Raw genomic sequence first — 26,152 nt, 5'->3', positions numbered from 1 at the left:
GCGAGCGCGCCGCGGAGAACGGAGTCGATCATGACCAACGAGACCTGGTGCATTGCCGGCGGCGAGAACGGGGCCGACCGGCGCCTCGCCGACGCCCTCCTGCGCGGCGGCAGCACCGTTGCCATCGTGGGGCGCGACGTCGCGCCATTCGCGCTGCTCGTCGACGACTATGCCGACGCGATCATGCCCGTCGAACTCACCGCGACAACCCCCAGGCGCTCGCGGAGCTGCGCGAGAGCATCGAGTTGAACCTCGGCGAGGTCACGCACTTCGGCGTGCTGCTCGGTGAGCTCGGCGAGGGGACCGCCGAGCAGGTCGCGGAGCGTCTCCTCGGCAAGCTCCAGGGGGCTGGCTCCCACGGCGCAGCGCGCGTCGCCGAACGAGCGCACCGCTGGCCGGCCGACGCGCAGCTCATCCTCGTCCGCGAGGCCGCGGCCGAGTCAGTCGCCGCCGACCACCTCGCCGAGAACGCCGACATCGAGGAGCGCATCCGCGTCGCCGCTGAACAGTCGGGACTCCCCGTTCCGGCTGTCTGCGTCCGCACCCTGGAGGAACTCATCCGAGGCGCAGCCGTCGTCGCGCCGCGATGACCCGAGATGGGGTCGACGCCGTCTGACGGTTAAGCTGACCCGGTGTCCCCCCGAGCCGAGAACCTCCTTCGAACCCTGCTGTCCCGCGCCAAGCGTGTCGTCGGAGCGCCCGCGGACGAGCCCTCGCTGACGTGGGCCATCAAGGTGCCGGCTCCAGATTCCCCTGAGGGTGACGTCTGGGGGGACGTGTTCTACGCGGACGACCTCGCGGCCGCCCTGCGCCGCCTCGGGCAGACCGTGTACGTCGACCGCTGGGAGACGCGCAACCGGCCCGACCCGAGCGTGCAGGACGATGTTGCCGTGCACCTGCGTGGGTTCCACCGCCCCGAGCTCGTCGACGGAGCCGTCAACATCCTCTGGATCATCAGCCACCCGGATTGGGTGAGCGAGGAAGAGCTCGACCTGCCCTTCGACCTGCGTCTCGCCGCGAGCGTGCCATGGGCTGCCGTCATGTCGCGCCCGGACCGCGAGATCCGCCCCCTGCTGCAGGCCACGAACGCCGACCGGTTCACGCCTGAGCCTCAGCCGGACGACCTCGAGTCCGGAGTGCTGTTCGTCGGGCGCTCGCGCAACGTCTTCCGGCCCATCGTGCGCGACTCCATCGCCGCTGGCGCCGACCTCGAGGTGTACGGCGACCTCTGGGACCAGTTCATCGACGCACGCCACATCACGTCCGAGTACCTCGACAACGCCGCCGCTCCCGGCGCCTACCGGGGTGCACGCATCGTGCTCAACGACCACTGGGACGACATGGCGCAGCACGGTTTCGTCTCCAACCGACTGTTCGACGCCGTCGCCGCCGGTGCCGCCGTCGTCTCCGACCAGATCACCGGTGGGTTCCCCGTCGAGTTCGGTGGCTCCGTGCGCACCTACTCCTCCGTCGATGAGCTGCGTGGTCTTCTCGCGGAAGGGGCGGCCGGATGGCCGACTCCGGAGGAGCGACTGGCGACTGCGCGCAAGGTCGCCGAGTTCCACTCGTTCGACGCACGCGCCCTGACGCTGCTCGTCTCAGCGAGGGAGATCCGCGCCGCGCGGGGCTGACGCGCGCCGTCCCCTGGTCGAGACGAGCGGCGCCAGCTACACGTCGCTGGAGGCGGTCACCTTCGTCACCGCCTCGAGGATCGGGGTGCCGACCTTCCCGTCCCCGAGGCCGACCGCCTCGACCGACGCGAACGCGGCCGCGTTCAGCACGATGACCGGCGTGATGAGTGAGAAGCCGGCTGCCTCCACGACGTCGCGGTCGAACTCGACGAGCACGGTTTCCGGCGTCACCGTGTCACCAGCCTTGACCTTGACGTCGAACCCCTTCCCGTCGAGTTCGACCGTGTCGATGCCGACGTGGATGAGCACCTCCAGCCCGTTGTCGAGCTGCAGGCCGAACGCGTGCCCGGTTGCCTGCGCGACGGCGACCGTTCCGGTTCCGGGCGCGTAGACGACGTTCCCGCTCGGCTTGATGGCGGCGCCGGGGCCCATGATGCCCTGGCTGAAGACGGCGTCCGGGACCTCGGCGAGCGCCACGATCTCGCCGTCGAGCGGGGAGAGGACTTCGACGGTGTGCGGCTGCGTCTCTGCCTCGCGGGCGCCGGCCGCCGCGATGACATCGTCCGTGCTCTCGCCCTTCTTCGCGGTCTCGAGATCGGCCACAGGCACGCGGGCCGCCTCGAAGGCCGCCTGCTGCTCGGGGCTGCGGTACCCGGAGAAGATGACCAGGAACATCGCCACGAAGAACGCCGCGCCGACCGCGGTGGCGTACAGCGGGATGTTGTCGAAGGCCGGGATCGTGAGGAGCGAGGTGAAGACGAAGGCGCTCGTCTTGACGCCGCCGCCGATGCCGATGATGACGCCGCCCACGAGGCAGCCGACGAGCATCCGCCCGTAGATGCGCTTGAATCGCAGATGGATGCCGTACAGCGACGGCTCCGAGATGCCGCCGAGGAGGCCAGCTGCGAGGGCGCCGGTGGAGGTCTGCCGCATCTGCGCATCCTTCTCGCGGATCGACAGGTACAGCACACCCGCCGTGGCGCCGAAGCAGGCGAAGTTCCAAGCACCCATGGGGCCTTGGATGTAGTCGTAGCCGAGTGTCTGGATGTTGAGGAGCATGATCGCGTTGATGGGCCAGTGCAGGCCGAGCGGCACCATGAACGGGTAGGCGAGCGGGATGACGATGGCGAAGATGAGCGGCGAGAAGTCGTTGATCGCCCGCAGCAGGTTCGCGAGGCCGGCACCCGTGTAGACGCCGATGGGCCCGATGAGGAATGCAGTGAGCGGGATCATGATCAGCATGCTCAGGAACGGCACGAAGATGAGGTGGAGGTCTTCGGGGATGAGCTTCTTCAATCCCTTGTACAGGGGTCCGAGCAGCGCGGCCATGAGCAGGGGCGGGAACACCTGCGAGCTGTAGTCGAAGACGGTCAGCGGCAGTCCGAAGATCGGCACGACCGACACCTCGGAGCCGAAGACCTCGATCGGGTCGATGCCGTCCGCGAGTCCCGTGAACCCGGGCAGCATGACGACGCCCATGATGGCGAAGCCGATCCACGGGTCGGCCCCGACTCGCTTCGACGCGTTGTAGGCGATGTAGAGGGGGAGGAAGACGAACACCGCCTGCCAGCACAGGTTGAGGAAGCGCCACGACGGTGGCAGGTCGGTGCGCGGGTCGGCCCAGTTGGGGATGACGCCGAGGGTGCTCATGAGCGCCATGAACGTGATGAACAGGGATGCGCCGAGCAGCGCGCCGAGGATGGGCCGGAACGAGTCGGACAGGAACTCGAAGACACTGTCGAGCCAGGCGAACTTGCCGCGAGGCCCCTTCGCCCTCGCGGCCGCCTTGATGGACGCCGCGTCCTCCGGATCAGCGGGCGCCCCGCCTCCCGACATGGAGGGAAGCGCCTGGATGTCGTTGTAGACGTTCTGCACGCCGCCACCGATGACAACCTGGTAGCGGTCACCCGACTGGGGTACGACTCCCATGACGCCGGGGATGGCTTCGACGGCCGCCTGGTCGATGCCGGATGCGTCGCGAAGCTGGAATCGCAGCCGGGTGGCGCAGTGCGTGAGATTGTCGATGTTCCCGGCCCCACCGAGCTGGTCGACGATCTCCTGGGCTGGCCCAGAAGCTCCTGATGAGTGTGCGGACATGGCAGGACCCCTCCCCTGTGAGGCGTCACCGTTGACGACTCGAGCGCGACGTTACGCCCGGCCTCCGACATTCGCTAGACGTGAGGAGCGTCTGTGCTCATTTTGTGTCCGAATACGCGAGATCGCTTGTTCGGGGGGATGCCGCGAGCCCGTGGGTCGCGGAGGGTCAGGCCCGGTTCCAGAGCTCCGGCCACTCGACGCCGAACCCGCGCACGAGCCGTCGGAGCGCGGGCAGCGAGAGTCCGACAACCGTCGACGGGTCGCCCTCGATGCGGTCGATGAACGGCGCCCCGAGCGAGTCGATCGTGAAGGCGCCGGCCACGTGCAACGGCTCGCCCGAGGCGACGTAGGCGTCGATCTCGGCGTCGTCGAGGTCGCCAGCGAACGTCACGCTCGCGCTCGCGGTGCTCCCGACCCCGTCCCCGGAAGCGCTCGAGCCACCACGGCGGTCGACGAGCCAGTGCCCTGACCACAGCGTGCCCGTCTGGCCACGCTGCGCGAGCCAGCGCTCGCGGGCCACCTGCGGCTCGTAGGGCTTGCCGAGCATCCGGCCACCGATCTCGAACATCGAGTCGCCGCCGAGCACCAGCCCGTCGAGCGGTGCTCCCGTCGACGGGTCTGGCGCATCCGCGACCGCGAGCGCCTTGGCTCGGGCGAGCAGCTGCACGTAGTCGCTCGGATCGAGAGGACCCTCAGCGAGGCGGGCCTCGATCACGGCGTCCTCGTCCACACTCGACGGGATGACGACTGGCTCGATGCCCGCCTGGCGGAGCAGCATGAGACGGGCGGGCGACGTCGAGGCGAGGTACAAGCGCATGAGGCGAGGGTACCGGGGCTGTGGGAGGACGCGGCGTTGGAGGGCACGCGAGGCAGCTCCCTGGGCTGCCGGTCAGGGCGCGGTCAGCCAACGCGCCAGCTCCTGCCAGAGTGCGCCAAGGCCGCCTGCATACGATCTCTCGCATGCTCATCAGGCTCCGCAGTTCGGCCCAGCGCCCAGATTCCGAGGGGAGGGGCGTCGGGTGACCCGTCTCGAATCGCGGTATCGTGCGCCGAGGCAGACCAGGTTCTCCCGCTCATCGGTGGTGTGGGATGCGCCAGGCGTCGAGGCCGTGTCTGCCCCCGCCATGCTCGCCTGGGTGGCCGAGGCGACCGGCCATGTCGAGTCGGCGAGCGTCGTCGAGAACGCCGTCGGAGCCCTCACTGCGAACTCCCGAATCTCAGCGCCCGCCGTCGGCGCACCCGTCCCGGCGCAGAATCCGGAGCTCGAATACCTGCTCGAGACGGACCCCGTGCTGCGCACCAGGCTCGTCTCCCTCCGCCGTCCCCGCTCAGGGGAGAGCCTCACCATCACGTCCAATGGCCGCGGCGACTGGCGCGTCGGCGATCGTCCAGCCCCGGAGTTGAGCGGGGCACTGGATGTGGACATCCGTGCGACGCCGCTCACCAACACGCTGCCGATGCGCAGGCTCGGCCTCGAGGTCGGTGAGCAGCGCGAGATCGAGGTCGCCTACATCGACACAGAGACGTTCGCCGTGTTCCTCGACCGCCAGCGGTACCGCCGCCTCAGTCGCACCCGCTACCTCTTCCAAGCAGTCGATGGCTCCTTCGAGCGTGAGATCACGACCGACGAGCAGGGCTTCGTCCTCACCTACCCCGGTCTCTTCGCCCGCCTCTGACCCTCACGCGGAGGGCGGGATGCACGCACCCGGCTAGGCTCGAGCGCATGACCCAGGACGGCACGACCCAGCACCTTTCGGCGGAGATCACCCCAGGCGACGAGGTCGAACTCGAAGTCGGCGACATCGCGCACGGTGGCATCTTCGTGGCTCGCCACGAGGGTCGCGTCGTGTTCGTCGCCGACGCCGTGCCAGGGGAGCGAGTGCTGGCGCGAATCACCGAGGTGCGGAAGTCGTTCGCTCGGGCCGTCGCCACCGACGTGCTGCGCGCGTCCGCCGACCGCCAGGCGCACGTCTGGCAGGAAGCGAGCATCGAGCGAGCTCCGGAGGACCGGGCTGGCGGTGCCGAGCTCGGACACATCCGCCTCGCCCGGCAGCGGGAGCTCAAAGCGCAGGTGCTCAGCGAATCCATGGCGCGCTTCGCCGGCCACGAATGGCAGGGCGTCGTCGAACCGCTGCTCGGCGACGACGAGAACGGTGGCACCCGGTGGCGCACCCGCGTGACCCTGCACGTCGACAAGGACGGCCGCGTCGGCCCATACGCCGCGCGTTCGCACCGCGTCATCGAGACCGAGACGCTGCCGCTCGCTCACGGCGACATCGAGGAGCTGGCTCCCCTCGGCGAGCGCCTCGCTGGAACCGGGCGCATCGAACTCGTCGCGCCGGCTGAGCTCGACACGCGCATGCGGACCATCCTCGACGGCGCCCACGGGCGCAAGCCGGGCGTCGTCACCGAGGTCGTCAACGGGCGCGAGTACCAGGTCGACGAAGACGGGTTCTGGCAGGTGCACCGACTCGCCGCCGAGACCCTCTCCAACGCCGTCGCCGACGCGCTCGACCCGGCACTCGTCGACGCGGAGGCCGTGAACCTCGACCTCTACGGCGGCGTCGGCCTCCTCGCCGCGGCCTTCGCGCAGGAAGCCGGGCCAGGCGCGTTCATCGAGACCGTTGAGTCGAACGCGGCGGCCACCCGCCACGCCGCGGCGAACCTCGCCGAATGGCGCGGCGCGAGCGCCGTGACCGCACGCGTCGACCAGTACCTCGTGCACCTCGAACGTGACGCCACGCACCTCGACCGGGAAGGCATCAGCCGCGGCACGGTCATCCTCGACCCACCCCGCTCGGGTGCAGGTAAAGACGTCGTCGACCGCATCGCCGGCTTCGCGCCAGCCCAGCTGATCTACGTCGCCTGCGATCCAGTCGCCCTCGCACGCGACACGGGCCTCCTGCTCGCGCACGGCTACGCGCTCGAGTGGATGCGCGCCTACGACCTCTTCCCGAACACCCACCACTTCGAGACGATCGCGCGCTTCGCGCGAGCCTGACCCGGACGACGTCGCCGCACGCGAAGAACGCCGGGCACTCGCATCCGCGAGGCACCCGGCGTTCACCGCACGGTCTCCGTCGAACGACGAGACCAGAGCGTCCTAGCGAGCTGCGCCGGCGAGGCTGCCCGTCGTCTGCGCGGCCTCGTCGGTGACGATGCACTGGATGAGGCGGTCATCGGCGTCATCCCAGCTCTGCTGGGTGGGAGTGAGGTAGCTGAAGTTCAGCGCGCTCTCCTCGTAGGGAAGCCCCACGAAGGTCGCGAACTGCGCCGTGCAGTCGGCTTCCGCCTGCGCGCTGATGGCTTCGTCTCCCGGGTACTCGCCCGCGGGCATCTCGACCTCGAAGTACACCTCGAAGTCGTGCGGCTCCGAGCACGGCACGACAGGGATCTCGCTGACCATGGTGCTGCCGGCGTCGTTGAAGCAGTCACCCATCGCGAGCTTGAAGACGTCGAGGTCACCCGACTCGGTGACCTCCTGCGTCTCGTCGTCGCGGACCTCGCTCTCACCACCGGAGACCTCGCTCTCGACCGAGTCCGCGATCTCCTGCGCCGCTGAGCAGCCGGTGAGGCCGAACCCGAGGAGCGCGAGTGCTCCGATCGCGAGTGCTGATGTGACGGTGCTCTTCGCCATGTTCTCCCCCTGGAGGCTCGGTGGTTTTCGCTCACTGTAGCGACAAAATGGGCGCTTCAGGACCGCTTCTCGAGAAGCAGCGCAACGGCGCGCTCCTTCCGATCGACCGGGCAGTCCGCGAAATACGCTGAGCTCGCGATGAGCGCCTGCGTGTAGCACTCGGCGTGCCCCTCGACCGCGGGGACGGTGCTGCCGTCCCAGCCGGAGAACTGCCCATATCCTTCCTCTTCCAGCACGCGGATCATCTCGTCCGGGTTCGGGAAGACGTACGCCTGCTGCGCGTGGCCCAGCTCATGGATCAGGACCGACGCGCCCACCTCCGTGATCGTCGGGAACAGCGTCGCATCATCCGCACGCAGATGGATGCTGGCCGTCGGAGGCTCGACCGGGCAGCCGCTGCCCTCGCACCAGGACTGCTTCGTGCAGGCCTGCGCGGCCTCAGGGCAGGCCGTCTGGCCATCCGCAGCCCAGGTCGCAGGAACACCGGATGCCGCGATGAACGCGTCGATGCCTGCGTCCCCCTCCGGCCACGGACCAAGCGGGGCCGTGACGAGCGGCGGGTAGCTCAACGAGGAGCTCTGCGCATCCTCCGGCGCGACGACGACCGGTTCGAAGCGGGACTGCGTGCCGAAGACGTTGACCTCGAACCACTCGCGGACGCCCTCAGCGCTCCACGGCTCTGCCGCACTCGCGCCACCCTCGTCGTCCGAGGGCACACCGGCAGGAGTCGCGAAGACCAGCACCACGGCAAGCAAGGCGACGACGGCGAACAGGAACCCGCCAGACGATCGCTCGGTTCGCATGCGGGTGGAATCAGCTCCGGTAGGAGCCGCCGAACGGGTCGCTCGCTGAGCCGCCGCCCCGCATCCCGCGCTGGGAGAGCTCCCACGTCGTGCGCCGCCTGACGATGTCACGCGGTCGGTCGAGGTCCTGCGCGGACTCGATCATCGACGCGAGCACAAGCGTCGCCGCGGCGAGCTCGTCCTCGCTCGGATTGCCGCTGACCGTGCGCACGATGTGCTCGAGGCCGACGTGCGAGGGAATCTGCTCCTGGCTCACAGCGGGATGTTCCCATGCTTCTTGGGTGGCAGCGAAGCGCGCTTCGTGCGCAGCGTGCGCAACGCCTTCGCGACGATGACGCGGGTCGACGCGGGTTCGATGACCGAGTCGAGCTCACCGCGCTCCGCGGCGAGGAAGGGAGACGCCACGTTGTACGTGTACTCGTTCGCGAGGCGCGTGCGCACGGCGGCCACGTCCTCCCCGGCCTCCTCGGCGCGCTTGATCTCACCGCGGTAGAGGATGTTCACGGCCCCCTGTCCACCCATGACGGCGATCTCGGCCGTCGGCCACGCGAAGTTCAGGTCGGCGCCGAGCTGCTTCGACCCCATGACGATGTACGCGCCGCCGTAGGCCTTGCGCAGGATGACGGTGACGAGCGGCACGGTCGCCTCCGCATACGCGTAGAGCAGCTTCGCGCCGCGGCGGATGACGCCCGACCACTCCTGGTCGGTGCCTGGCAGGTAGCCGGGCACATCCACGAGCGTGAGGATCGGGATGGAGAACGCGTCGCAGAAGCGGACGAACCTGGAGGCCTTCTCGCCGGCCTCGATGTTGAGGGTGCCCGCCATGGCGTTCGGCTGGTTCGCGACGATGCCGACAGAGGTGCCGTCGACGCGCGCGAACCCGATGATGATGTTCGGCGCGAACAGCGGCTGCACCTCGAGGAAGTCGCCGTCGTCGACGATGAGCTCGATGACCTGCTTCACGTCGTACGGCTGGTTCGGGGAGTCGGGGATGACGGTGTTGAGCTTCTTGTCGAGGTCCGTGACCTCGAGCTCCGTCTCGATGTCGTAGCTCGGCAGCTCCGCCTGGTTGTTGTCAGGGAGGAACGAGAGGAGCTGGCGCGCGTAGTCGAGCGCGTCGTCCTCGTCCGCTGCCAGGTAGTGGGAGACGCCCGAGGTGCGGTTGTGCGCGAGCGCGCCGCCCAGCTCCTCGAAGCCGACCTCCTCGCCCGTCACCGTCTTGATGACGTCGGGCCCCGTCACGAACATGTGGCTCGTCTTGTCGACCATGATGACGAAGTCCGTGAGCGCGGGGGAGTACACGGCCCCACCCGCAGCGGGACCCATGACGATGGAGATCTGCGGGATGACGCCGGAGGCCTGCGTGTTCCGGCGGAAGATCTCACCGTACTTGCCGAGCGCGACGACGCCTTCCTGGATGCGCGCCCCGCCCGAGTCGAGCATGCCGATGATCGGCACCCCCACCTTCATGGCGTGGTCCATGATCTTGATGATCTTCTCGCCGGCGACCTCGCCGAGCGAGCCGCCGAACGTCGTGAAGTCCTGCGAGTACACCGCGACTCCGCGACCGTGGATCGTGCCGGTGCCGGTGATGACCGCGTCGCCGTACGGGCGGCGCGCATCCATGCCGAACGCCGTCGTCCGGTGCCGCACGTACTCGTCCAGCTCGACGAACGAACCTGGGTCGAGGAGCTCGAGGATGCGCTCGCGGGCGGTCTTCTTGCCCTTCGCGTGCTGCTTCGACGCGGAGACCTCCTCCGCCTGCGTCACCGCTTCCGCGTGGCGGGCCCTGAGGTCGGCGATCTTGTCGGCCGTGCTCGTGGGAGTCGGGCCGGACGCTGCGGAGTCAAGTGGTGCGGAGTTCACCCGCGCTACTTTACCGGGCAACGGCTCACATGCGGCCGTACGGGTTAGCCTGAGTGCCCGGCGGCGTGCACGAGACACGCGCGACGCACGACATTTGAGAGGTTGACGGCATGACTCAGGGCACTGGTGCACCGAACGAGGCCGCGCCTCGACCGGGCGCCGAGGTAGTACCGCTCGCACCGGATGCGCAGGCGCAGCAGTGCATGCTGCCGCCGAGCGCCCCCGTCACCCCGTACGACGCGAACGCGCGCGGAGACCGGCCGGCGGATGTTCCCGAGTCACGCCGCAGCGTCTGGGGGATGTGGGCGCTCGGTGTCGCCGTCCTGTCGCTGGTCCTCGCGTTCATCCCTGTTCCCGTGCTCAACATCGCGCTCGCGCTCTCCATCGCCGCGGTCGCGTTCGTCCTCGCGATCGTCGCCCTCTGGCAGAAGCGACGCTCGAAGGCGCTCGCCATCACCGCGCTCGTCACGCTGTTCGTCGCCGTCCTCGCCTCCGTCGTGATGACGTTCGTCTACCTCTCCTTCATCGGCTCGGCGATCGCGGGTGCCCAGTGAACGCCCCCGCCATCACCCAGCTCCTCCTCGGGGGGCGCGCGGCCGGCACCGAGCTCCGCCTCATCTCCGTGCCGGAGGCGACCTCGACCAACGACGTGCTCGCCGACATCTGGGAGCGCACCGGAGGAGAGGCCAGCCAGAACCCGGCCCTCAGCACGCTGGTCACCTACGCGCAGACCGCTGGCGTCGGACGCCACGGGCGCGAATGGGTGTCCCCCCGAGGCAAGTGCCTCGCCGCATCGACGCTCGTGCGCCTCACCGACGACGAGACCGCTCCCCGCATCCTGGGCTGGCTGCCACTCATCGCGGGCCTCGCCCTCCGCAGCGCGATCCTCGAGCTCTCACCGCCCGCACCGGGCTTCCGCCCCGACGAGCAGGCGGCCCGCGTCGAGATCAAATGGCCGAACGACGTGCAGATCGACGGCAACAAGGTCGCTGGCATTCTCGGCCGAGTCCTCGGCACTCGTGACGGCGAGCTCTCCTGCGTCGTCGGCACCGGCGTCAACATCACGCTGCAGTCCGACGAGCTCCCCACCCCGCACGCGACCTCGCTCGCCCTCAGCGGCATGCTCCCCGCGCATCCGGCCGAACTGCTTCCCGCCTACCTCGCCGAGTTCGTCGCGCGCCTCGACGCGCTTCGCGCGGCACAGGGAGACGCCGTCGCGAGCGGCGCGCACGGCGAGCTGAGCGACGTCTGCTCCACCCTCCGGGCGCGAGTCGCCGCATCCCTCCCCTCGGGCGAGGTGCTGCACGGGTTCGCCACCGAGCTCACACCAGACGGGCACCTCGTGATCCGCGGTGACAACGGTGAGACGAGAGCCGTCGCTGCGGGCGATGTCGAACGGGTGCGCCCCGAGAACGGGGCCTGATGCGCGGCCGCCCACCGCACCCGAGCGAGCAGTCCTGGGACCAGATCTTCGGTGCCCCCGCCAGTGCGCAGCCGGGCTACCAGCAATACCCTGCGCAGCCCGCGCAGTACCCGAACCAGTACGCCCAGCCGGCGGCTCCCCACGCGTACACGCAGTACCCGCAGCACGGCGACCCCAGCCAGCAGCACGGCAACCAGCAGTACGACGGATACGCCGCGCAGCCAGACAGCGGCCCGCAGCGCCACTACGAGCCGCTCGGAATGCGCCTGCCCGAGCAGACGGTCATGCGGGTCCGGAAGCACGGGCGTCGCCTCCTGCTACCCTCGCTGATCCTCATCGCCGGCTTCGGCGCCGCCGGCTATAACCTGGGTGCCCTGCAGGAGGCCACCATCGGGGCCCGCCACGCCTGGCTGCTCGTCTCGCTCGCCGCGATCGTCCTGCTCGGGATCGTGCCCATCGTCATGTGGCTCCAGGCTCGGAACCGAATCACCACGCACCGGGTCGTGCTCTCCCACGGCACGCTGACGAGCGAGAACCGCGAGATCCCCATGAACGCGATCGTCGACGTCACCGTCCGGCGCAACCTGTGGCAGGCGATGTTCCGCTCGGGAACGATCGTCATCACCTCGGTGTCAGGGCAGCGGCTGCGACTCGTCGACGTCCCGAGCGCGAACTCGGTCGCCGCGTGCATCCGGGAACTCAGCGGGCCGTAGGGTCGAAGAGGTCGGTCTCGGGGCGCGGGCGGGCGTCAGCTGGTCGCGACGTCCGAGTCGTTCTTGTCCTGCATCTCGGCGACGCGCTTCGGGGAGAACACCCAGAAGCGGTAGAGGATGAAGCGGAAGATCGCACCCAGGCCGATGCCCACGAGGTTCGCGATGTTGTACGCCACCAGCGAGTGGTTGTCGAGCACGGCGTTCGTGAACCAGATCGGCAGCAGACCGATGCCGAGCCCCACGAGGCTGACGCCGAAGAACTCGATCGCCTCGCGGAAGTTGTCCTGGCGCTTGTGCTGGCGGAACGTCCAGATGCGGTTGCCGATCCAGTTCGTCACGATCGCGGCGCACGTCGAGATGACCTTCGCCCAGAGCGCACCGTGCGCGACCTCACTCGGATTGAGCACGGTCAGCATGAGGACGTTGAAGAGGCCAGTGTCGACGATGAAGCCGACCCCGCCGACCAGACCGAAGTTGATGAGCTGCGCCATCATGCCCTTGGACGCGGCGATGCGCCGGAACACGTTGGCGACGCGGCCCCAGAGCGACCTCGAGGTGCGCTGGGCGGGAAGATCGAACTCGGCCGTCTCAGCAGCGACGAAGCCGACGAAATCCTCAGGCTCAGAGTGATGCGGCTCTGCGTGCTTGTGGGAGCGATTGGTCAAGCGCTCGACCTCCATCGTGGGGCACTTGCGGGGATGATGCCGCCGCAAGCAGGATAAACTGTCGGGGAGTTGTGACCCTCGTCGGAGTATAGACACGTCAGAGCACAGGCACGAGATTGCCACAGCACCGAAGGCGGGGAGAAGTCCCCTCACGTCGAATTCGATGCGGGCGCACAGACTCCTCCACGGCAGCAGACTGCCGGCACACTCTCGAACGGAGCGAACCATGGGTCAGGTCGTCGGCGTCATCGGAGCAGGGCAGCTCGCGCGAATGATGCTCCCGCCCGCTATCGAGCTGGATATCGACCTGCGCGTCTTCGCCGCCAGCCGCGGTGAGAGCGCAGATCGGGCGGTCACCGAGGTCGGCGACATGCACGTGCTCGAAGAGGTGCTCGCGTTCGCCCGAGGCGTGGATGTGGTCACCTTCGACCACGAGCACGTCCCGCAGGACGTCCTCCGCGGGCTGGTCGACGCCGGTGTCGCCGTGCGACCGGGACCCCACGCCCTCCAGTACGCGCAGGACAAGCTGCTCATGCGCCGACGGCTCGCGGAACTCGGCGTCCCCATCCCCGAGTGGGCCGAAGTGCAGGACGAAGCCGAACTGCAGACCTTCATCGACGCCAACGGCGGCGTCGCAGTGCTCAAGACGCCGCGCGGCGGGTACGACGGCAAGGGCGTGCGCATCGTGCGATCCGGCGCGGAAGGCGCCGACTGGTTCGAAGCAGGCGAGCCGCTCCTCGTCGAAGAGCGAGTCGACTTCCGCCGTGAGCTCGCGCAGCTCGTCGCCCGCCGGCCCTCCGGCGAGATCGGCCTCTGGCCCATCGTCGAGACCGTGCAACGAAACGGCGTGTGCGCGGAGGTCCTCGCCCCGGCGCCTGGCGCCGAAGGAGCAGACGACCGCCTCGGCTACGTCGCCGCGACCATCGCCCAGTCCGTCGCCCTCGGCCTCGACGTCACCGGAGTGCTCGCGGTCGAGCTCTTCGAGACCACCGACCAGCGCATCCTCGTCAACGAGCTCGCCATGCGCCCCCACAACTCAGGCCACTGGACGATCGACGGATCCACGACGAGCCAGTTCGAGCAGCACCTCCGTGCCGTCCTCGACCTCCCGCTCGGCGACACCGGCATGACCGCACCGCACGCCGTCATGGTCAACGTGCTCGGCGGCCCGCAAGAAGGCAGCTACGGCGACCGCTACGAGCGAGCCATGCACGCGCATCCCGACGCGAAGATCCACAGCTACGGCAAGTCCGCGCGCCCCGGGCGGAAGGTCGGCCACGTGACCGTCGCCGGCCAGGAACTCGACGACGTCGCCTACCGTGCTCGCGCAGCGGCAGCCGCCTTCGACGACGACAGCACCGTCTGACGCGTGTGACCTGGCGCGCCCGGAGGAAAGGCCCCACCGGCACGCCTCAGCGGCGCCCGGCGAACCCGCGTCTACGCTTGCACGCATGAGCGAGAACCCCACCGCATCGCCCGCGCCCACCGACGAAGCCTCGCAGCAGACGCCCCTCGTCGGCATCATCATGGGCAGCGACAGCGACTGGCGCGTCATGCACGAGGCCCGCGACGTGCTTGCCGAGTTCGGCGTCCCCGCCGAGGTCGAAGTGGTCTCCGCGCACCGCACCCCGGAGAAGCTCGTCAGCTACAGCCGCGAAGCGCGCGACCGAGGCATCCGCGTCATCATCGCCGGAGCCGGCGGCGCAGCGCACCTCCCCGGCATGGTCGCCTCCCTCACAACGCTGCCCGTCGTCGGCGTCCCCGTGCCGCTCAAGTACCTCGACGGCATGGACTCGCTGCTCTCGATCGTGCAGATGCCCGCCGGCATCCCCGTCGCGACGGTCTCCATCGGTGGAGCCAAGAACGCGGGAATCCTCGCCGCACGCATCCTCGCCACAGGCGATCAAGCGCTCGCGGCCAGACTCGCCGACTACAGTGACGGACTGCGCGACGCCGTCGAAGCCAAGAACGACGCCCTCAAGCAGTCGCTCTAGCCAAGCCGTCGCCGGCCAGACCCGTCGCCGCATCCATGCTCCTCGACCGCAGGACCCCATGACACTCACCCTCCCGCTCCGGTACCCGGACGCCAGCTCGCCGCAGCTCATGACCAGGCGCGCCTGGTGGCTGCTCGTCGCGAACTTCTTCCTGCCGGGAACCGCGCAGGTGCTCGCCGGGAACCGCAAGTTCGGGCGCTTCATGCTGTCCATCTGGCTCGGCGGCATCGCCGCGATCCTCGTGGTCGTCATCCTCGCCTTCGTGCTCCGCGGGCCCCTGCTCTTCGTCTTCTCGACAACACTCGGCATCACGATCGCGCACCTCGTGCTGCTCTTCTACATCGCCATGTGGGTGGTGAGCGGGCTGGACGCGCTGCGGCTCGTGCGCATCATCAAGCTCGAACAGGTCGCGCGCCCCCTCATCGCCATCGTCGGCGTCGTGCTCGTCACGGTGCCGCTCGTCTTCGCTGCGGTCACTTCGCAGGTCGCCAACCAGGGCAGGTCCGCCATCGAGGGGCTCTTCGGCGGCGCCTCCAACGGCATCCAGCTGCCAGCAGACGGTCAGCTCAACATCATGATGCTCGGCGGCGACCGCGGCGACGACCGCGAAGGGCTCCGCCCCGACTCCATCAGCGTGATGAGCTTCAACGCGTTCACCGGCAAGCTCACGACCATCGGACTGCCGCGAGCGATGGAGAGCTTCCCGTTCTCCGAGGGGCCGATGCAGGACCTCTACCCGAACCTCTACGAGGGCTGCGCCGTCGACGTCTGCTACCTCAACTCCGTCTACACCGAGGCCACGATCTCCGAGAACGGCAGCTACGCCGACGCCGGCGAGAAGGGCTCCGAGCCCGGCATCGAGGCGATGCGCGACGCCGTCGAGGGCATCACCGGGCTGAGCATCCAGTACTACGTGCTCGTCGACATGGCCGGCTTCACCGAGCTCATCGACGCCCTCGGCGGCGTCGACATCAACGTCACCGAACGCGTCGGCATCGGCATCAACGACGACGGCTCACCCGGATGGGCGCCCGCGACGGAGTTCATCGAGGTGGGACAGCAGCACATGGACGGCTCGACCGCACTCTGGTACGCCCGCTCCCGCTACGAGACCACCGACTTCGCACGCATGGAACGCCAGCGACAGCTGCAGGAGGCGATGGTGGCGACCATGACCCCCAGCAACCTGCTCGGCAAGATCGGCCCGGTCACGGATGCGCTCGAGAAGGTGGTGCAGACCGACATCCCCGAGGGCATGATCGGCTACGTCGGCGACCTCCTCCTGAAGTCCCGCAGCGGCAACAGCGTTCGCCTCGACATCGTGCCGCCGAACTTCGACCAGGGCAACCCCGACATCCCCGCCATCCACGTCGCCGTGCAGGACGCGATCGCCTCCGACCCGCCAGAGGCGCCGGCCCCCGAGGAGACCGCGCCCGCCGAGTAGCGCGCGCCAGCCTCCGCTCGGCTCGCGCCTCCGCTCGGCTTCGGGATGGGAAACTCGCTTCTTTGCGGAAAGTTCCCCAGCACGAGGTGATTTCTCCATCCCGAGTCGGGGCTATCTCGCCTGGGCGCGCTTCAACGCCGCGCGGACCTGCGCAAAAAACTCGGCGGGGTTCGCGAGCTGTTTTCGGGTCACTCGGATCACGAGCCAACCAGCCTGCTGGATTCGGTTGATTCGTGCGATGTCCTTGAGCGCCTGTTCCTCGGTCCAATGGTGCTTGCCGTCGTACTCGATGGCGATCCTGAGCTCCGGGTAGGCGAGGTCGACCCGACCCAGGAATCGGCCTGCCAGGAAGACCTCGTGAGCGACCGTCGGCTCGGGGAATCCCGCGGCGAGGAGCGCTAGGCGCGTCGCTGTCTCTCTCGGTGACTCGACACCCTCGCGGATCAGCGGCAGAGACAGGCGGATTCGGGACGCACCGATGGTTCGCCCCCAGCCACTGCTCATCTCGCTGAGCTGTTCGAGTGTGGCGAGGGGAGGGACGCTCGCGTATTCGTTGTCGGGAATGCTCGGGTCGTCCGGTCGGCGGAGCGAACGGTAGTTTCGCGATGTGGAGACAAGAGCGTCCCCGACGGTGACGAGTTCCCGTATCGAAAGGATGCGCGCGAGAAGCGCCCAAGTCAGCGCCGGACTTGCCAGTGGCGTGCCCCGGTGCTCGACGCGCTCCCACTTGTCCGGAGAGATGCGCCGGGCTGCGAGTCTGTTCCCCTTCGGAGCATTCCTCCCGGTTGGCACCACGATGTGCACCGTCATGCTCGTGAGGAGGCGGTTCGGCACCGGCAGCCCCCAGAAGATCGCAGCGGTCGTGTCCCCGAAGGCCTGCCAGTCGCGCATCCGCGGTAGATAGGCCGTCGCCATCTCTTCGGGGGTGACCGGTTCTTCATTGGTGCGGATGCCATGGTGCGGGCGCGCGTAGCTCGATCCGAAGACTTCACGTGCACTCAGGCCGGCACGGAGCCCTTCACCCGTGGTGAAGGCGGAGCCCGGACGGGAGGGCGGGAGCGGTGCTTCTGTCGTCATGCGGACAGGGTAGGGAGCGCTCGCCCATCAGGGCGAAGTTATCCACAGCGCGAATCGACCTCAGCCGCGGATTCCACATCCCGTCACCGGGTTCGGGATGACAACCTCACTTCGTTGGGGGAACTTTCCCGCCACGAAGTGAGGTTTCCAGCCCGAGACGCGGCTACAGGTCGGCGTGGAAGTTCCAGACCTGGTCGGCCGAGATCTCCCACGAGAACATGCCGCCGCGGTCTTTGCCGGCGAGGCGCAGTCGACGTTCGAGGTCGCTGTCGCCGAGGACCCCGGCGATGGCGCCGGCGAGTCGTTCCGGGTAGCCGCTGTCGGCGATACCGTCGCCGCGTTCCACGACGAGGGTCGCGTCGAGCCCCACCTCGACGAGGGCGGGGTCGTCGGAGGTGATGACGGGGGTGCCGAACTTGAAGGCCTCGATGATGGGCAGACCGAATCCGGCGCTGAGGCTGGGCACGACAAGCGCGCTGGCGCGCTGAAGCGCGACGGCGAGCTGCTCGTCGGTGATGGCTCCGACGGCGACGACGCGCTCGCTGGCGACCCCGGACTCGCTGACGAGCGCGTCGAGGGTGACGTCGCCGCGCTCGGTCGGGCCGACGACGACGAGCTTGACGCCGTCGAGGCTGCGCTCGCCGAGTGCCTTGAGGAGCTGCGCGAGGCCGTGGCGCTTGTGCAGCGAGGCGAGCGTGACGATGTAGTCGTTTGGGAGTCCGAGCGTCTCGGCGATCGCATCGCCGGCCTCTTCGGACTCGGGGAGGCGGATGCTGGCTGCCGCGGCGGGGCTCATGACCCGTACGCGGTCGCCGAAGTCGTAGTGCTCGATGACCTGGTCGGCGACGGCGTTGGTCGGCACGACGATGCCGCTCGCGTAGCGGAACGCGCGGCGCAGCAGCGCCTTGTGGTGCTTGACGGTGTGCGAGCTGATGAGCTCGGGGTGGGTGAACGCCGTCATGTCATGCCAGGTGACGACCGTCTGGTCGATGCCCTGGCTGAGTGAGATGTCGCGCATGGGGGCGAGGGGAGTGAAGCTGTGGATGAAGCCGCCGCCGACGGAGTTCGTGAGCAGCCCTCGAGACCAGGACGATTCGAGGCGCTCCGGACGAAGTGGAGCCTGCACGACGTTCGTCAGCCCGGGCACGCGCTCCTCGAGCAGCGCGACCTCTTCGCGCGACCGCTTGGGGATGATCGCCTCGACGTCGCACCCGCGTGGCGCGCGCACGATGAGCTGGCGTCCGAGCTCCTCGCTGTAACGCCGGGTTCCGCCTGGGCGCTCGTCGGCGGCGCGATCGAGCAGGACACGAAGGGTAACCATCAGGTTCTGAGGACTCCTTGGGCGGCGGCGTCTTCGAGTGCGTCGAGCCAGGGCCGCATGGGTGGAACTCCCGCGCTCGCCCAGGCGTCGTGGCCGAGGACGGAGTAGGCGGGTCGTGGGGCTGGACGCACGAACGCGGTGCTGTCCGTCTCTTTCACGTTGGCGGGGTCGAAGCCCGCGAGGCGGAAGATCTCTCGCGCGAAGTCGTACCAGGAGGCGATGCCCGCGTTGGTGCCGTGGTAGGTGCCTGCGGGTGCGTCGGCGTCGACGAGCGCGACGATCTGGGCCGCGAGGTCGGCCGAGTAGGTGGGCTGTCCGAGCTGGTCGGACACGACCGAGACCTCGGGCTTGGTGGCCGCGAGGCGCGCCATGGTCTTCGCGAAGTTCGGGCCGTCGGCCCCGTAGAGCCAGGCGGTGCGCACGATGTAGGAGGCGTCCGGCAGGGCGTCGCGCACGGCCGTCTCGCCCGCCGCTTTCGTGCGGCCGTAGGCGGAGATCGGGTCGTGGTCGGCGTCTTCCTCGTACGGGGACGTCGCGTCGCCGCGGAACACGTAGTCGGTGGACACATGCACGAGCTTCGCGCCGTGCTCGGCGCACGCGGCGGCGAGCACGCCCGGGCCGGTCGCGTTCACCGCGTATGCGGTGTCCTCGTCGGTCTCCGCGCCATCCACGTTCGTGTAGGCGGCGGCGTTGATGACGACGTCCATCCCCGCCACGGCGGCCGAGGCCGCCGCGGGGTCGGTGATGTCGAGCGCGGCGCGATCCAGGGCGGTGACGTCCCGGCCCGCGAGGGCACGCTGGAGGTCACGGCCGAGCATCCCGGATGCACCCGTGATCAGGAACCGCGCGGCGGCCGCTGGTGCGGCCGCCGCGGCGGGGACAGACGTCGAATCGGTCACAGGGCAGCGCGCTCCTTCAGCGGCTCCCACCAGGTGCGGTTGTCGCGGTACCACTGCACCACGTCAGCCAGGCCCTGCTCGAACGGAACCTTGGGCTCGTAGCCCAGCTCGCGCTGGATCTTTGAGATGTCGACCGAGTAGCGGAGGTCGTGGCCGAGGCGGTCCTGGACGCGGTCGACGTACGACCAGTCCTTGCCGGTCGCGTCGAGCAGGAGCTGCGTGAGCTCCTTGTTCGTGAGCTCCGTGCCGCCGCCGATGTTGTAGATCTCGCCGGGCTTGCCGCCGACGAGCACCATCGCGATGCCGCGGCAGTGGTCGTCCACGTGCAGCCAGTCGCGGATGTTGTTGCCCTCGCCGTAGAGGGGAACGTGCTTGTCGTCGATGAGGTTCGTGACGAACAGCGGGATGACCTTCTCGGGGAAGTGGTACGGGCCGTAGTTGTTCGAGCAGCGCGTGATCGACACGTTCAGGCCGTGCGTGCGGTGGTACGAGCGCGCGATGAGGTCGGAGGATGCCTTCGACGCCGAGTACGGCGAGTTGGGCTCGAGCGGGAACGTCTCGCTCCAGCTTCCCTCTTCGATCGAGCCGTACACCTCGTCGGTGGAGACGTGCACGAAGCGGGGAAGCTCGTGGCGCAGGGCCGCGTCGAGCAGCTTCTGCGTGCCGACGACGTTCGTCTCGATGAACACGGACGCGTCGCGGACGGAGCGGTCGACGTGCGACTCAGCGGCGAAGTGGACGACTGCATCGACCTTCGGGATCCACTCGTCGAGCACGACGTCGTCGGTGATGTCACCCTCGACGAACGTGAACCGCTCGGAGTCGGACACGGGAGCGAGGTTCTCGAGGTTTCCCGAGTAGGTCAGCTTGTCCAGGACGACGACCTCGACGCCTTCCAGACCCTCGTACTGGTCCTGGAGCGCGCGGCGCACGAAGTTCGAGCCGATGAAGCCGGCCCCGCCGGTCACGAGAAGTTTCATACCTGTCCTGTTCAATCGTCGGCCGGGCTGTGCCGATGGAAATTTGCCGATGGTTGTGCGGTTCGAGCGGCGCGGTGTGACCCGCGCGCGGTCGGAGCTACTCTAGCGCGGCCCTCCGACGTGCTACCACAGTCGTGCGGTGATGAGCGTGGCGAGGGCGGCGCGATCGCGCGGTCTGCGGCGCAGCTGACGCCAGCGTCGCACGAGCCGCAGCGCGTCCCGGTACGTGAACTCCACGAGGATCTCGTGCAGCCACTGCAGCCTCGGCAGCTCCTCCGGGGAGGCGATGTGGATGCACGCCTCGACGGTCAGCTGCACCTGCCCGCGGTGCCAGCGGTTGGAGGTGAGGCGGAGCCGTTTCCAGGCCTGGGCGAGGCCGGTGTTCGCGCCGACCGCGTTGGCGACGTGCTGCCGGTAGTCGACGGTCGACTCGCCGTCGATGATCCAGCGCAGACCGGCGGCGCGCGCGAGGGCGTAGATCAGCCAGTCGTGCGCGAAGGCCTCGCGCGCGGGGGAGTCGGGGTTGTCGAGCTGCTCGGCGACGAGGTGCGCGAAGCGCCTCGTGAGCAGGAACGTCGACCCGGGGCCCGGCGTCTCGAAGAGGTGGTCGGCGAGGCGCTGGGGGTAGTCCTTCTTGATGAGGATGCGCGTGCCGTCTTCCGAGAAGGCGGTCACGTTCGAGGAGACGCCGTCGGCGTGGCCCTCGGTGAGGAGGCGGATGTGGCGCTCGAGCTTGCCCGGCATCCACACGTCGTCCTGGTCGGCGAAACCGACGTAGTCGTACTCCTCGATGGGGATCGTCGTCAGCAGGCGGAAGAAGTTCGGGGCGGGGGCGCCGAAGGTCTCGGGCGGCAGGATCGTGATGCGCGCGTCGGCTGCGGCCCGCTCGGCGAGGAGCTCGAGGGTGCCGTCGGTCGATCCGTCGTCGGAGACGAACACGTGGAGGTCGGCCCCTGCCTGGTCGAGGATCGAGTCGAGCTGCTCGTCGAGGTAGGTCCTGCCCAGGTGCGTCGCGAGGAGGACGGCGACGCGCGGCGGCGTGCGCGACTCGGCGTTGGTGTGCATCCGTCGTCCTCTTTCTCTCTTGCGTGCGGCGAACCCCATGGGTCGGGCAGGTCGCCAGCCCCCAAGTATGGCCGAGTGCGTCGGAGCGCGATCGCTGCACGCACCGCACTAGACTCCTCGGCATGGAGATTCGCGAACTCAGCATCCCAGACAGCTACGAGATCACGCCGAAGCAGTTCGGCGACGACCGCGGCGTGTTCTTGGAGTGGTACCGCTTCGACAAGCTCGCAGAAGCTGTCGGGCACTCGATCGACCTCAAGCAGGCGAACACCTCGGTGTCGACGCGTGGCGTGGTCCGGGGCATCCACTTCGCAGACATCCCGCCGAGCCAGTCCAAGTACGTGACGTGCACGCGCGGCGCCGTGCTCGACTTCGTCATCGACATCCGCACGGGGTCGCCGAAGTTCGGCGAGTGGGACTCGGTCCGTCTCGATGACGTCGACCGCAAGGCGATCTACCTCTCCGAGGGCCTCGGTCACGCGTTCGTCGCGCTGACCGACGACGCGACGGTCAGCTACCTCGTCACCGACACGTACCACGCGGAGCGCGAGCACGGCATCAACCCGCTCGACAAGGACGTCGACCTGCGGTTCCCCGAGGAGGCCGGCGAGCTGCTGCTCTCCCCAAAGGACACGGATGCCCCCTCGCTCGCCGAGGCGGCCGCGTCCGGTCTCCTTCCCAGCTGGGAAGAGGCTCGCGCCTACTACGCGGAGCTCAGCGCGAAGGCGGGTGCGTAGCCATGAAGGGAATCATCCTCGCTGGCGGGTCGGGCACGCGCCTGTGGCCGATCACCAAGGGCATCTCGAAGCAGCTCATGCCCATCTACGACAAGCCGATGATCTACTACCCGCTGTCGACGCTCATGATGGCGGACATCCGCGAGGTGCTGATCATCACGACGCCCGAGTACAACGAGCAGTTCCGTGCCCTGCTGGGTGACGGCTCGCAGCTCGGGATGCGCATCGAGTACGCCGTGCAGCCGTCGCCGGATGGGCTCGCGCAGGCGTTCATCATCGGCGAGGAGTTCATCGGCGACGACTCGGTCGCGCTGGTGCTCGGCGACAACATCTTCCACGGCTCGGGCCTCGGCTCGTCGCTGCGCGGCAATAACGTGCTCGACGGCGGCCTGATCTTCGCGTACCACGTGTCGAACCCGGTCGCGTATGGCGTCGTGGAGTTCGACGAGGACAACAAGGCCGTGTCGATCGAGGAGAAGCCGGAGGTGCCGAAGTCGAACTACGCGGTGCCCGGCCTCTACTTCTACGACAACGACGTGGTCGAGATCGCGAAGAACGTCGAGCCGTCCGCGCGTGGCGAGCTTGAGATCTCGAGCATCAACTCGGCGTACCTGGATGCGGGCAAGCTGCAGGTGCAGGTCCTCGACCGTGGCACGGCGTGGCTGGACACGGGCACGTTCGAGTCGATGATGCAGGCGAGCGAGTACGTGCGCGTCATCGAGGACCGCCAGGGCTTCAAGATCGGCTGCATCGAGGAGATCGCCTGGCGTGCCGGGTGGATCGACGACGCCGAGTTCGCTGAGCTCGCGAAGCCGCTGCAGAAGAGCGGATACGGACGCTACATGCAGGGACTGCTCGCGTAGCGGGTCCCTCATGATGGCGAAGGCCGTGACTCGTCCGAGTCACGGCCTTCGTCGTCGGCGTCGCAGCCGGGGTTCAGCTCCCGGTGTGCGCGTCGCGGTCCCGCAGTGACTGGAAGAGGTCGCGGGCGATGTCGTAGCTGCCGCGCGAGTAGGTGCGGTAGCGGCCCCGCAGGGTCCACCTGAGGATGCGGGGCACGCGCCGGATTCGTGCGGTCGGAAGCAGGAGCCTCTGCCGTTCGTGGGCGACTTTGCGCCGCACGTGGGCTTCCTGCTCTGCCGTGCCGCCGAGTTCGGTGACGCGCTTGAGGAGGGCGACGGCGCGGCGGTAGCGGCGCAGCTGGTCGGCCGAGCCGTCCTTCGTCGCCTGCGCGATCTTGACCTGCAGCGTCGGCGCGGTCTGCCCGATCTGGTTGTCGGTGTGCTGCCGGTAGTCGATGAGGGGCTCGCGGACGACGCGGAGGCCGTTGACGAGGGCGGCTGTCGTCGCGAGCCACTCGTCGTGGATCCAGGGGGCCGGCGCATTGCCGGCCCGGAAGACGAGGGATGCGCGCAGCATCATGGTCGCGCCGGTCACGAAGTTGCGGGCGGTGAGCGCTTCGAGCTGCCGCCCGTTCTCGTAGTCGCGCCACTCGGTCTGCGTGATCTCGAGCGAGTCGAGGAGGGTGCCGCCGATGGGTTCGCCGTCTTCGTCGACGAGGAGCGCGTCCGAGTGGGCGAGGAGCGCCTCGTCGTCACCGAGGAGGGCTGCGAGGAGGTGCTCGACCTTCTTGGGGTGCCAGACGTCGTCCTGGTCGCTCGTCGCGAGGTACTCGGTGCGGGCCTCGCCGAAGGCGAAGCTGAAGTTCGCGCTGACACGCAGCGGCTCGTCTCGCGTGTAGATGCGGAACGCCCGGTCGGAGGCTTCGAGCACGCGGCGGGCGAGCTCCACGGTGCCGTCGCTGGACGCGTCGTCCGAGACGACGATCTCGGCGACGGGGTGGCTCTGCGACAGGATGCTCAGCAGCTGCTGCTCGAGGAATCTCTCGCCGTTGTGCGTGCAGACGACCGCGGTGACGGCAGCGTCTCCGAGCCGCGGCTCGCGTGCGTCCTCTGGTCGGCGTTCGGCGACGAGTCGCGAAGCTGGCATCTGCTCTCCTGGGTCTGGTGCGCGGTGGTGCTAGCTTGGCACGAGTCTGCACGCGCTCAGGGGAGGAGTCGGCCGTATCGGCCGCCCGCGACTATGAATCGACTTGTCATCTACCTGCTCTTCGACAGGGCTGGCGTCGCCGACGCTGGCGTGCTGCACGCCCTCCGCGGCCTGCGCCCGCACGCGAGTGAGCTCTTCGTCGTCGTGAACGGCTCGGTGACCGACGAGTCGCGCGCGTCGCTCGGCGCGGTCGCCGATTCGGTCTTCGAGCGACCCAATGAGGGCTTCGACGTCGGCGGCTACCGTGCGGCGCTCGAGGAGATCGGTGCCGAGCGTCTGGCCGCCTTCGACGAGGTGATCCTCGCGAACTACACGTTCCTCGGCCCCGTCGGCGACTTCGCCGCGACGTTCGAGTGGGCGGATGCGGCGGGGCACGATGTGTGGGGCGTCACCGAGCACGGCCAGCTCACGCCCGACCCGTACACGCGCCGCGGCACGATGCCAGCACATCTGCAGTCGCACTGGATCGCCGTGCGCCGCAGCGTCGTGGTGAGCGATGCGTGGGCCGAGTACTGGGCGTCGTTGCCGGAGATCCGGTCGTACGACGATTCGGTGCGGCACCACGAGGCTCGGTTCTCGCCGTTCTTCGCGGAGCGCGGCTTCTCGGTCGGCGCGCAGTTCCCGGCGGGCAACTTCAGAGTCGAGGGGGCACCGGTCGCCAATCCGAGCCTCGAGACGCCTGTCCTGCTGCTCGAGGCCGGTGCGCCGCTCGTGAAGCGCCGGATCTTCGTCCACGACCCCGTCGAACTCGACCATCGGGGTGTGTCCGCTCGTGATGTCGCGCTCGATCTCGAGCGTCGCGCGTTCCCCATCGACGTGCTCGTCGAGAGCACGGCGAGGTTCGCGCCGAGCCGTGTGCTGGCCGGGGGAGTGGGGGCAGGGCCCAGGGTCCTGCGCCGCGCATCCACCGCGGTCACGCACGAGTGGGTTCGCGACGAGGCGAGCGGCGACGAGTCGGCGACCATCTCGGGGCTCCACCTCCGCATCGTGCGCGGTGACTTCTGGCGCAGGCTGGCGAACGGTGACGCGCGACTCCTCGAATCCGACCTCGTGCTCGTCGAGTCGGTCGCTGCCGCGTCCCTGGACTCGATGCCGGCGAGCGCTTCCCTGCTCGCCCGCCAGCGTGGGCGCCGGGTCATCTTCGAGCGCGCCGAGCCCCTCGCGTGGGAGTTCGCCGACCACCGAACGCTCGGCATGGTCGTCCCTGTCACACCGCCGATCGGCACAGGGCTGCTCGCCGACGGCTGGCGGGGTGCGCGAGCGAAGTCGGCCGCGCTGGCAGCTTCGCTCGGTGCGGTTGCACCCTTGGACGCGAATTCGCCCGTCGCGCCGTTTGCGGGCTTCGCCGCGTACCGGGTGGATGCGCTCCGCCGTTTCGCCGCGGTCCTGGACGCGCATGGGTTCTCGGCGCTCGAGGCCCGGTTCCCCGACGGCGAGCTCTCCCGGCTGCTCGACCTGCTCGCGAGCCGCCTCGTGTTCGATGCAGGGTTCGCCGTGGCGGAGGCGGAGACAGCCGACGGGCTCGCGAGTGACTACGCCCTCTTGGCCGCGAAGTACGAGGACCTCGTCGCGGAGTTCGGCGCTGAGGTGAGGGCGCCGCACCGGCTCGCGCGGGCACGGAAGCCTGGCGGCAGTCGCGTCGCGCGTCTCGCCACGTCGCTCTTCCGCCGGATGCCGGCGCTGGAGGAGCCGCTGCGGCGTCTCGCCGCTGATGCCAAGGGACTGCTCGCTCGCGTCCGCTGACCCCGCTT

At 68.9% G+C, this 26,152-nt stretch carries 27 protein-coding genes; 14 read left to right on the top strand and 13 right to left on the bottom strand.

Features of this window, described 5'->3' with window-relative positions; translation table 11 throughout:
• Positions 1–30: 30 nt before the first annotated feature.
• Genes C5B97_RS15035 through C5B97_RS15025 form a run of 3 tightly spaced genes read left to right on the top strand, consistent with a single transcriptional unit; the run spans position 31 to position 1,631 of the window.
• Positions 31–249 carry a hypothetical protein gene (locus C5B97_RS15035; protein WP_104312825.1) on the top strand — a complete coding sequence of 73 codons (219 nt, stop codon included), beginning with the start codon at positions 31–33 and terminating at the stop codon, positions 247–249.
• Complete coding sequence (locus C5B97_RS15030; protein ID WP_104312824.1) at positions 246–590, top strand: hypothetical protein; 345 nt, start codon at positions 246–248, stop codon at positions 588–590. The genes C5B97_RS15035 and C5B97_RS15030 overlap by 4 nt, the downstream gene beginning before the upstream one ends.
• Before the next feature lie 42 nt (positions 591–632).
• The gene (locus C5B97_RS15025; protein WP_104312823.1) at positions 633–1,631 is read left to right on the top strand and encodes a hypothetical protein; all 999 of its coding nucleotides are present in this window, start codon (positions 633–635) and stop codon (positions 1,629–1,631) included.
• 36 nt (positions 1,632–1,667) lie between these two features.
• Here C5B97_RS15025 and C5B97_RS15020 read toward each other — a convergent pair whose 3' ends face one another.
• On the bottom strand, positions 1,668–3,728 hold the full coding sequence (locus C5B97_RS15020) for a glucose PTS transporter subunit IIA (protein ID WP_104312822.1): 2,061 nt from the start codon (positions 3,726–3,728) through the stop codon (positions 1,668–1,670).
• A 166-nt stretch (positions 3,729–3,894) separates the two neighbouring features.
• Positions 3,895–4,545: a nucleoside triphosphate pyrophosphatase gene (locus C5B97_RS15015; protein ID WP_104312821.1), complete on the bottom strand. Its 651-nt coding sequence runs from the start codon at positions 4,543–4,545 to the stop codon at positions 3,895–3,897.
• 202 nt (positions 4,546–4,747) lie between these two features.
• On the opposite strand from C5B97_RS15015, the gene C5B97_RS15010 reads away from it, so the two are divergent.
• Positions 4,748–5,404: a putative glycolipid-binding domain-containing protein gene (locus tag C5B97_RS15010; RefSeq protein WP_181027039.1), complete on the top strand. Its 657-nt coding sequence runs from the start codon at positions 4,748–4,750 to the stop codon at positions 5,402–5,404.
• Between the two features lie 47 nt (positions 5,405–5,451).
• Positions 5,452–6,729 (top strand): class I SAM-dependent RNA methyltransferase, encoded by a 1,278-nt coding sequence (locus C5B97_RS15005; protein ID WP_181027038.1) that lies wholly within the window; start codon positions 5,452–5,454, stop codon positions 6,727–6,729.
• Positions 6,730–6,831: 102 nt separating this feature from the next.
• On the opposite strand, the gene C5B97_RS15000 is transcribed toward C5B97_RS15005, so the two are convergent.
• The 4 genes from C5B97_RS15000 to C5B97_RS14985 are packed head-to-tail and all read right to left on the bottom strand — an operon-like array spanning position 6,832 to position 10,034.
• Positions 6,832–7,365, bottom strand: a complete 534-nt coding sequence (locus C5B97_RS15000) for a septum formation family protein (protein WP_104312820.1) — start codon at positions 7,363–7,365, stop codon at positions 6,832–6,834.
• Positions 7,366–7,421: 56 nt separating this feature from the next.
• Positions 7,422–8,168 carry a hypothetical protein gene (locus C5B97_RS14995; protein ID WP_104312819.1) on the bottom strand — a complete coding sequence of 249 codons (747 nt, stop codon included), beginning with the start codon at positions 8,166–8,168 and terminating at the stop codon, positions 7,422–7,424.
• 10 nt (positions 8,169–8,178) lie between these two features.
• Positions 8,179–8,424: an acyl-CoA carboxylase subunit epsilon gene (locus C5B97_RS14990; RefSeq protein WP_244296236.1), complete on the bottom strand. Its 246-nt coding sequence runs from the start codon at positions 8,422–8,424 to the stop codon at positions 8,179–8,181.
• Complete coding sequence (locus C5B97_RS14985; RefSeq protein ID WP_104252231.1) at positions 8,421–10,034, bottom strand: acyl-CoA carboxylase subunit beta; 1,614 nt, start codon at positions 10,032–10,034, stop codon at positions 8,421–8,423. The genes C5B97_RS14990 and C5B97_RS14985 overlap by 4 nt, the downstream gene beginning before the upstream one ends.
• A gap of 110 nt (positions 10,035–10,144) precedes the next feature.
• Between C5B97_RS14985 and C5B97_RS17780 the strand changes: the two genes are divergently transcribed.
• The 3 genes from C5B97_RS17780 to C5B97_RS14975 are packed head-to-tail and all read left to right on the top strand — an operon-like array spanning position 10,145 to position 12,170.
• Entirely contained in the window at positions 10,145–10,588 is a 444-nt protein-coding gene (locus tag C5B97_RS17780; protein WP_146080835.1) for a DUF4199 domain-containing protein, read from the top strand.
• The gene (locus C5B97_RS14980; RefSeq protein ID WP_146080834.1) at positions 10,585–11,457 is read left to right on the top strand and encodes a biotin--[acetyl-CoA-carboxylase] ligase; all 873 of its coding nucleotides are present in this window, start codon (positions 10,585–10,587) and stop codon (positions 11,455–11,457) included. The genes C5B97_RS17780 and C5B97_RS14980 overlap by 4 nt, the downstream gene beginning before the upstream one ends.
• A complete protein-coding gene (locus C5B97_RS14975) occupies positions 11,457–12,170 on the top strand; it encodes a PH domain-containing protein (protein ID WP_104312817.1) in 714 nt (237 codons plus the stop codon). The genes C5B97_RS14980 and C5B97_RS14975 overlap by 1 nt, the downstream gene beginning before the upstream one ends.
• A 35-nt stretch (positions 12,171–12,205) precedes the next feature.
• Here C5B97_RS14975 and C5B97_RS14970 read toward each other — a convergent pair whose 3' ends face one another.
• A complete protein-coding gene (locus tag C5B97_RS14970) occupies positions 12,206–12,835 on the bottom strand; it encodes a GtrA family protein (protein WP_181027037.1) in 630 nt (209 codons plus the stop codon).
• Between the two features lie 163 nt (positions 12,836–12,998).
• Between C5B97_RS14970 and C5B97_RS14965 the strand changes: the two genes are divergently transcribed.
• The 3 genes from C5B97_RS14965 (at position 12,999) to C5B97_RS14955 (ending at position 16,273) form a co-directional block, all read left to right on the top strand.
• On the top strand, positions 12,999–14,201 hold the full coding sequence (locus C5B97_RS14965; RefSeq protein ID WP_258068299.1) for a 5-(carboxyamino)imidazole ribonucleotide synthase: 1,203 nt from the start codon (positions 12,999–13,001) through the stop codon (positions 14,199–14,201).
• Between the two features lie 85 nt (positions 14,202–14,286).
• The gene (gene purE / locus C5B97_RS14960; protein ID WP_104312814.1) at positions 14,287–14,829 is read left to right on the top strand and encodes a 5-(carboxyamino)imidazole ribonucleotide mutase; all 543 of its coding nucleotides are present in this window, start codon (positions 14,287–14,289) and stop codon (positions 14,827–14,829) included.
• 58 nt (positions 14,830–14,887) lie between these two features.
• Complete coding sequence (locus C5B97_RS14955; protein WP_104312813.1) at positions 14,888–16,273, top strand: LCP family protein; 1,386 nt, start codon at positions 14,888–14,890, stop codon at positions 16,271–16,273.
• Positions 16,274–16,384: 111 nt separating this feature from the next.
• Here C5B97_RS14955 and C5B97_RS14950 read toward each other — a convergent pair whose 3' ends face one another.
• The 5 genes from C5B97_RS14950 to C5B97_RS14930 form a co-directional block, all read right to left on the bottom strand.
• The gene (locus tag C5B97_RS14950) at positions 16,385–17,350 is read right to left on the bottom strand and encodes an endonuclease domain-containing protein (RefSeq protein ID WP_104312812.1); all 966 of its coding nucleotides are present in this window, start codon (positions 17,348–17,350) and stop codon (positions 16,385–16,387) included.
• Between the two features lie 163 nt (positions 17,351–17,513).
• Positions 17,514–18,671, bottom strand: a complete 1,158-nt coding sequence (locus C5B97_RS14945; protein WP_104312811.1) for a glycosyltransferase family 1 protein — start codon at positions 18,669–18,671, stop codon at positions 17,514–17,516.
• Positions 18,671–19,570: a dTDP-4-dehydrorhamnose reductase gene (gene rfbD / locus C5B97_RS14940; RefSeq protein ID WP_258068298.1), complete on the bottom strand. Its 900-nt coding sequence runs from the start codon at positions 19,568–19,570 to the stop codon at positions 18,671–18,673. The genes C5B97_RS14945 and rfbD overlap by 1 nt, the downstream gene beginning before the upstream one ends.
• Positions 19,567–20,550 carry a dTDP-glucose 4,6-dehydratase gene (gene rfbB, locus C5B97_RS14935; protein ID WP_104252240.1) on the bottom strand — a complete coding sequence of 328 codons (984 nt, stop codon included), beginning with the start codon at positions 20,548–20,550 and terminating at the stop codon, positions 19,567–19,569. The genes rfbD and rfbB overlap by 4 nt, the downstream gene beginning before the upstream one ends.
• A gap of 123 nt (positions 20,551–20,673) precedes the next feature.
• The gene (locus tag C5B97_RS14930) at positions 20,674–21,615 is read right to left on the bottom strand and encodes a glycosyltransferase (RefSeq protein WP_181027036.1); all 942 of its coding nucleotides are present in this window, start codon (positions 21,613–21,615) and stop codon (positions 20,674–20,676) included.
• 122 nt (positions 21,616–21,737) lie between these two features.
• On the opposite strand from C5B97_RS14930, the gene C5B97_RS14925 reads away from it, so the two are divergent.
• Both C5B97_RS14925 and rfbA read left to right on the top strand, forming a co-directional pair.
• Complete coding sequence (locus C5B97_RS14925) at positions 21,738–22,352, top strand: dTDP-4-dehydrorhamnose 3,5-epimerase family protein (protein WP_068479667.1); 615 nt, start codon at positions 21,738–21,740, stop codon at positions 22,350–22,352.
• A 2-nt stretch (positions 22,353–22,354) separates the two neighbouring features.
• The gene (rfbA, locus tag C5B97_RS14920; protein ID WP_104252242.1) at positions 22,355–23,215 is read left to right on the top strand and encodes a glucose-1-phosphate thymidylyltransferase RfbA; all 861 of its coding nucleotides are present in this window, start codon (positions 22,355–22,357) and stop codon (positions 23,213–23,215) included.
• Positions 23,216–23,288: 73 nt separating this feature from the next.
• On the opposite strand, the gene C5B97_RS14915 is transcribed toward rfbA, so the two are convergent.
• Positions 23,289–24,341 carry a glycosyltransferase gene (locus C5B97_RS14915; RefSeq protein WP_104312809.1) on the bottom strand — a complete coding sequence of 351 codons (1,053 nt, stop codon included), beginning with the start codon at positions 24,339–24,341 and terminating at the stop codon, positions 23,289–23,291.
• Between the two features lie 93 nt (positions 24,342–24,434).
• On the opposite strand from C5B97_RS14915, the gene C5B97_RS14910 reads away from it, so the two are divergent.
• Entirely contained in the window at positions 24,435–26,144 is a 1,710-nt protein-coding gene (locus tag C5B97_RS14910; protein WP_104312808.1) for a rhamnan synthesis F family protein, read from the top strand.
• The last annotated feature ends 8 nt before the right edge of the window (positions 26,145–26,152 follow it).

Origin of the sequence: Pseudoclavibacter sp. RFBB5 (assembly GCF_002931555.1) — a bacterium.
Classification (GTDB): domain Bacteria; phylum Actinomycetota; class Actinomycetes; order Actinomycetales; family Microbacteriaceae; genus Pseudoclavibacter.
This window is presented reverse-complemented; position numbering and strand designations above follow the sequence as displayed.